This is a genomic window from Streptomyces sp. FH025, assembly GCF_017427025.1.
Taxonomy (GTDB): Bacteria; Actinomycetota; Actinomycetes; order Streptomycetales; family Streptomycetaceae; genus Kitasatospora.
The window spans coordinates 1-5886 of record NZ_JAFLNG010000492.1 but is presented as its reverse complement, the minus strand read 5'-3'; the positions used below and the strand labels follow the sequence as shown (position 1 = coordinate 5886).

Below are 5886 nucleotides of genomic sequence, written 5' to 3'. Positions count from 1 at the left end.
CCTTCTCGCGGTTGGCGGGGGTGGCGGTCTTGACGTCGTAGAGGCTGGGGGCCTGGAGGAGTGAGGCGAGGTAGGCGCCCTGGCCGAGGGTGAGTTGGGTGACGTCGACGCCGTAGTAGGCGTGGGCGGCGCTCTGGATGCCGTAGGCGCCGCGGCCGTAGTAGCTGCTGTTGAGGTAGCCGGCGAGGATTTCCCGCTTGTCGCGCTGCTGGTCGACCTTGAGGGCGATGAGGAGTTCGCGGCCCTTGCGCTCGATGGTCTGGTCCTGGGTCAGGTAGTAGTTCTTGACGTACTGCTGGGTGATGGTGGAGCCGCCCTGCATGCCCTTGCCGAGGAGGGTGTTCCAGCCGGCCCGGAGCATGCCCTTCAGGTCGATGCCGCGGTTCTGGTAGAAGGTGCGGTCCTCGGCGGAGACGACGGCCTGCTGGGTCTGGAGCGGGATCTGGTCGATGGTGACGTCGGTGCGGTTGACGGCGCCGGTGCGGGCGATCTCGGTGGTGCCGTCGGCGTAGAGGTAGATGTTGTTCTGGGCGACGGCATGGGCGTTGGGGTCGGGCACGGGGACGATGACGTAGAGCACGGCGAAGCCGCCGACGGCGAGCAGTAGGAGCGCGGTGAGGGTGCCGAGCGTGACTCGCCAGGTGGGCAGGAGCCGGCGCCAGCGGGGGAGGGCACGTCGGGCTGCGCGTCGGGCGGCCCGTTTGGCCTGGCGCCGGGTGCTCAAGGTCATGCGGCGATTATGTGCTATTTGACGCAGGCTCAGCGCCGGTCATGGGTCTGAGGTGTGGGGTTGTGCGAGACCCGGGCGTGCTTCGAAAACCCGGTGCGGGCGGTGGGGGCCGGCGGTACGGTGAAAGGTGCGAACCCCATAGCGCTCTGACATCTGGCAGCTCCGCTCGTCCGGCCCGGTACCCCCGGGTGCGGCCGCTCGGAGCCGTTGGGGCGTGCGCTGGCGTCTGCGGGTATCCGCTGACGCCTGCGGGCATCCGTCTGCCCGTATTTGTCGACAAGGAGACAATATGCAGAACGCTGCACTGATCGGGGCGAGGCCTCCCGATACCGGAACCCCTGCCGGGGCCGCCCTCGGGCTCTACGCCGCCGTCGCCCGCGGCGCCTTCCGCCGCTACTCCACCTACCGGGCCGCCACCCTGGCCGGCGCCTTCACCAACACCGTCTTCGGCATCATCCTGGCCTCCTCCTTCCTCGCCCTCTGGCAGGCCCGCCCGGCCCTCGGCGGCTACGACCAGAGCCAGGCCGTCACCTACATCTGGGTCAGCCAGAGCCTGCTGGTCACCGTCGCGGTCTGGGGCGGGGGCTTCCAGGACGACGTCCAGGACCGCTTCCGCAGCGGGGACATCGCCGTCGACCTCTACCGCCCCGTCGACTTCCAGGGCTGGTGGCTGGCCACCGACCTCGGCCGGGCCGCCTTCCAGGCGCTGGTCCGCGGCACCGTACCGATGCTGGTGGGCGCGCTGGTGTTCCGCACCCGGATGCCCGAACACCCGCTGACCTGGGTGTTCTTCCTGCTCTCGGCACTGCTCGCGCTGCTGGCCAGCTTCGGGCTGCGGTTCCTGGTCTCGATCACCGGCTTCTGGCTGCACGACTCCGAGGGGGTGCGCGCGGTGATGCTGGTGGTCTCGATGTTCTTCTCCGGGATGCTGCTGCCGATCGCGCTCTTCCCCGGTTGGCTCGGCGACCTCGCCCGGGTGCTGCCCTGGGCGGCGCTGATCAAGGTGCCGACCGACGTCTTCCTGGAGCGCGCGAGCGGCACCGGGCTGCTCGGCGCGCTCGGCTTCCAGCTCGGCTGGGCGGTCGCGCTGCTCGCCGCCGGGCGCGGCGCGCAGTGGCTGGCGACCCGCAGGGTGGTGGTGCAGGGTGGCTGAGTCGTTCGCCGCGCGGAGCTCCTGGGCCGTCCGCTCCTGGTGGATGTGCGCCCGGATGTGGATGCGCTCGATGATGGCCTACCGGGCCTCCTTCGTACTGAACCTGCTGGCCAGCCTGGTCACCCACTCCCTCGACTTCGTGGTGCTGGTGATCATGTTCCGGCACACCGACGAACTCGGCGGCTGGCACCTGCCGGAGATCGCCTTCCTGTACGCCACCGCGACCTTCTCCCTCGGCATGGCCAACCTGCTCGTCGGCTCCGCGGACGGCCTGGGCGTACGGATCATGAACGGCTCGCTGGACACCATGCTGATCCGCCCCGCCCCCGCGCTCTCCCAGCTGTGCGCCGAACGCTTCTCGCTGCGCCGGCTCGGCCGCCCGCTCCAGGCCGCGGTCGTGCTCGCCTGGTCGCTGGCCGCCCTGGACGTGCACTGGACGTGGGACCGGGTGCTGCTGGTGCCCGTCCTGCTGGTGTGCGGCAGCGTCATCTTCGGCGCGATCTACGTCGGCGGCGCCACCGTCCAGTTCTGGTGGGGCGAGTCCAAGGAGATCCAGAACTCCTTCACCTACGGCGGCGCGACCCTGCTGCACTACCCGCCGACCATCTTCGCGAAGGAACTGGTGGCCGGGGTGGTCTTCGGCGTCCCGCTGGCCTTCGTCAACTGGCTGCCCTCCCTGCGCGTCCTCGGCCGGCCCGACCCGCTCGGCCTGCCCACCGCCTTCCAGTACGCCTCCCCGGTCGCCGCCGCGCTGTGCGTCGCCGCCGCCGGGCTCGCCTGGCGGGCCGGACTGCGGGCCTACCGCGGCACCGGCAGCTGAACCCCCCTCTCCCGTACCTCCCGTGAGGAATCACCGTGGCACTGATCGAACTCCAGGACGTCCGCCGCACCTTCACCGTGCGGGCCCGCACCGGCCGGTTCAGCCGCACCAGGCGCGAGGTGCGCGCGGTGGACGGGCTCAGCTTCACCGTCGAGGCCGGCGAGTGCGTCGGCTACATCGGGCCCAACGGCGCCGGCAAGTCGACCACCATCAAGATGCTCACCGGCATCCTCGTCCCCAGCGGCGGACGGCTGCGCGTCGCCGGGGTCGACCCGGCCCGCGAACGCGTCGCGCTGGCCCGCCGGATCGGGGTCGTCTTCGGGCAGCGCACCACCCTGTGGTGGGACCTCCCGCTGCGCGACTCCTTCGAACTCGCCCGCCGGATCTACCGCATCCCCGATCAGCGGTACCGCGAGAACCTCGGTCGCTGCGTCGAACTCCTAGACCTGGCCGGATTGTTGGACACGCCCGTGCGGCAGCTCTCGCTCGGCCAGCGGATGCGCGGCGACCTCGCGGCGGCGCTGCTGCACGACCCGCAGGTGCTGTACCTGGACGAGCCGACCATCGGCCTGGACGTGGTCAGCAAGGGCAAGGTGCGCGAGTTCCTGCGCGAGGTCAACCGCGACCGCGGCACCACGGTGCTGCTCACCACCCACGACCTCACCGACATCGAGCAGCTCTGCGACCGGGTGATGGTGATCGACCACGGCCGGGTGGTCTACGACGGCGGGCTGGAGGGACTGCACACCACCGGCCGCAGCGAGCGGACCCTGGTGGTCGACCTCGCCGAGGCCCGGCCCCCGATCGAGGTGGCCGGGGCCCGGGTGGTGAAGGTCGAGGGGCCGCGGCAGTGGCTGGCCTTCCCGGCGCGGGAGAGCGCGGCGCCGATCGTGGCGGCGGTGGCCGAGCGCTACCCGCTGGTGGACCTCTCGGTGCGCGAGCCGGCCATCGAGGACGTGATCGCCCGGATGTACGCGAAGGTGGCGATCGGCTGAGGCCCGCGCGGGTGCGCCCGTAGCGCCCGATGCGCGCGGGTGCGTCCGTAGCGCCCGGGTGCGTGCGGAGCGCCCGGTGCGTACGGAGCGTCCGTAGCGCCCGGACGTGCGCCGGGGTCCCGAACGGCTGACGCCCCGAGCGCGCGTTCGGGGTCGGTCATCCGTCCGGGGAGGGCACGTGACTCCCGGACGGGTGGCCGAGTTGACCGTTCATCGCCCGGAGAACCGCACCGGCGAACGCACCCCGGAGGCCCGCCGCCCGATGACCGTACCCGACGCGACCGTGGTGGTCGCGGTCCACAACGCCATGCCGCACCTCACCGCCTGCCTGGACTCGCTGGCCGGCCAGTCCCTGGCACCGGGGCGGCTGGAGGTGATGGCCGTCGACGACGGCTCCACGGACGGCGGCGAGGCGCTGCTCGACGAGTACGCCGCCCGCCACCCCGGGCTGTTCCGGGTGGTGCACCAGCCCGACTCCGGCGGCCCGGCGGCCCCCGCCAACCGCGGCCAGGCCATGGCCCGCGGCCGCTATGTGCTCTTCCTCGGCACCGACGGCGATCCCGGCCGTCCCGGCCATCTCGGCCATCTCGGCCCGGAGGCGCTGGAGCGACTGGTCGCGGCCGCCGACGCCTGGGGCTCGGACGTGGTGGTGCCCAAGCGGGTCGGGGCGGACGGGCGGCCGGTGCCGCAGGGCATCTTCCACGCGAACGCCGAGTCGGTCGGTTTCACCGACTCGGCGCTGGCCTGGGCGCTGTCCGACACCAAACTGTTCCGCCTCGACTTCATCCGGCGCCACGGGCTGCGCCGCAACGAGGAGTTGAAGGCCTTCTCGGACCAGCCCTTCACCCTGGAGGCCTGCCTGCGGGCCGGTCGGGTGTCCGTACTCGCCGACTACGACTGCTGCTTCCCGGCGCCGCGCGACGGCCGGGGCGACGGTCGGGGCGATGGCCTGGGCGACGTCACCGAGCGGGCCGGGGCGCTGGACCGGCTGCTCGGGGTCGCCGCGCTCCAGCAGGTGGCCGTCGAACTGGCGGACCCCGGCGAGGAGTTGGACGCCATCCGGACCCGCAGCTTCGCCCGGGAGGTGCCCCGGCTGCTGGAGGGCGGCTTCCTGCTGCTGGACGACGCCCTGCAGGAGCGGGTGTGCGTCGAGGTCCGTCGGCTGATCGAGCGGTTCGGCGCCCGCGCGGTGTACTCCCGGCTGCCGGCCGCCGTCCGGGTGCGGCTCGAACTCGCCGCCGCCGTGCGGCCGGACGCGTTGCGCGACCAGATCCGTTACGAGTCCGCGCACGGCACTCCGCCGGTGGTGGTGGACGGGCGGCGGCACTACGCGGGGTTCCCGGCCTTCCGGAACACCCGGCTCGGACTGCCGGACGAGCTGTTCCTGCTGCGGGAGGAGCCCGTCGTCGAGGCCGCCCCGCCGCTCAACCTCGCCCAGCAGCTGTGGCGCGGGATCGTCCCGGAGCAGGTGCGGCGCGGCCTGCGGCGCCGTCCGCTGTGGCGCCGGCTCGCGAACTCGGTGAACGGCGGGCGGGGGTGATCCGGACGTCCGCGTGATCGGACCGGGCGCGCCCGGCCGGACCGTGCCGGGGCGCGGTGGAGATCGTCCCGGACGGGGTGTGAATCCGTTGCGCGGTGGCGCCGAGGGCGCGTGATGATGGGGCGCGCCCCCACTCGCGCTGGGCAGCGGGCAGACTGGCGGGGTGAGTGACGAAGCCTTCAGCGGGACCGGCTCGGGAGTCCGCTTCACCGCGGCCGACGAGCGGAAGAGACGCGGCGTCCGCCGGATGAAGACCATCGCGACCGGCCTGCTGGCCTTCGCGACCCTGGTCTTCGCCCTGTCCACCTGGGCCGAGGCGGCCGGTGCCGGCGCCTGGGCCGGCTACGTGGCGGCCGCCGCCGAGGCCGGCATGGTCGGCGCCCTGGCCGACTGGTTCGCGGTGACGGCGCTGTTCCGCCGCCCCCTGGGCCTGCCGATCCCGCACACCGCGATCATCCCGACCAAGAAGGACGCCTTCGGGCGCTCGCTCGGCGAGTTCGTCGGCGACAACTTCCTCGCCGGCCACGTGGTGCGCGGCCGGCTCGCGGCGCTGGGCATCGGCCGCCGGCTGGGGGAGTGGCTGGCCGCGCCGGGCAGCGCCGAGCGGGTCACCAAGGAGGCCTCGGCGGCGCTGCGCGGGGTGCTCGA

General features: G+C 73.0%; 6 protein-coding genes. 5 read left to right on the top strand and 1 reads right to left on the bottom strand.

Translation table 11 applies throughout. The annotated features are described in order from the left end of the window. A partial coding sequence (locus tag J0670_RS27580; RefSeq protein ID WP_207814404.1) for a biosynthetic peptidoglycan transglycosylase occupies positions 1-730 on the bottom strand: 730 nt, incomplete at its 3' end. A 289-nt stretch (positions 731-1019) separates the two neighbouring features. Here J0670_RS27580 and J0670_RS27575 point away from each other — a divergent pair. The 5 genes from J0670_RS27575 to J0670_RS27555 all read left to right on the top strand — a co-directional run. Then, positions 1020-1883, top strand: coding sequence for an ABC-2 family transporter protein (locus J0670_RS27575; RefSeq protein ID WP_207814403.1), 864 nt, complete (start codon positions 1020-1022; stop codon positions 1881-1883). Next, positions 1876-2703 carry an ABC-2 family transporter protein gene (locus tag J0670_RS27570; protein WP_307806721.1) on the top strand — a complete coding sequence of 276 codons (828 nt, stop codon included), beginning with the start codon at positions 1876-1878 and terminating at the stop codon, positions 2701-2703. The genes J0670_RS27575 and J0670_RS27570 overlap by 8 nt, the downstream gene beginning before the upstream one ends. Before the next feature lie 35 nt (positions 2704-2738). Continuing rightward, positions 2739-3698, top strand: coding sequence for an ATP-binding cassette domain-containing protein (locus J0670_RS27565; protein WP_374223180.1), 960 nt, complete (start codon positions 2739-2741; stop codon positions 3696-3698). A gap of 178 nt (positions 3699-3876) precedes the next feature. Beyond that, on the top strand, positions 3877-5238 hold the full coding sequence (locus J0670_RS27560; protein ID WP_207814402.1) for a glycosyltransferase: 1362 nt from the start codon (positions 3877-3879) through the stop codon (positions 5236-5238). Between the two features lie 163 nt (positions 5239-5401). Next, positions 5402-5886, top strand: a 485-nt coding sequence (locus J0670_RS27555; protein WP_307806720.1) for a DUF445 family protein, incomplete at its 3' end; no start/stop codon positions are given.

What these genes read in the sequence shown, in the direction of transcription:
- J0670_RS27575 (WP_207814403.1), top strand. Translation starts at nt 1,020, where the DNA reads ATGCAGAACGCTGCACTGATCGGGGCGAGGCCTCCCGATACCGGAACC.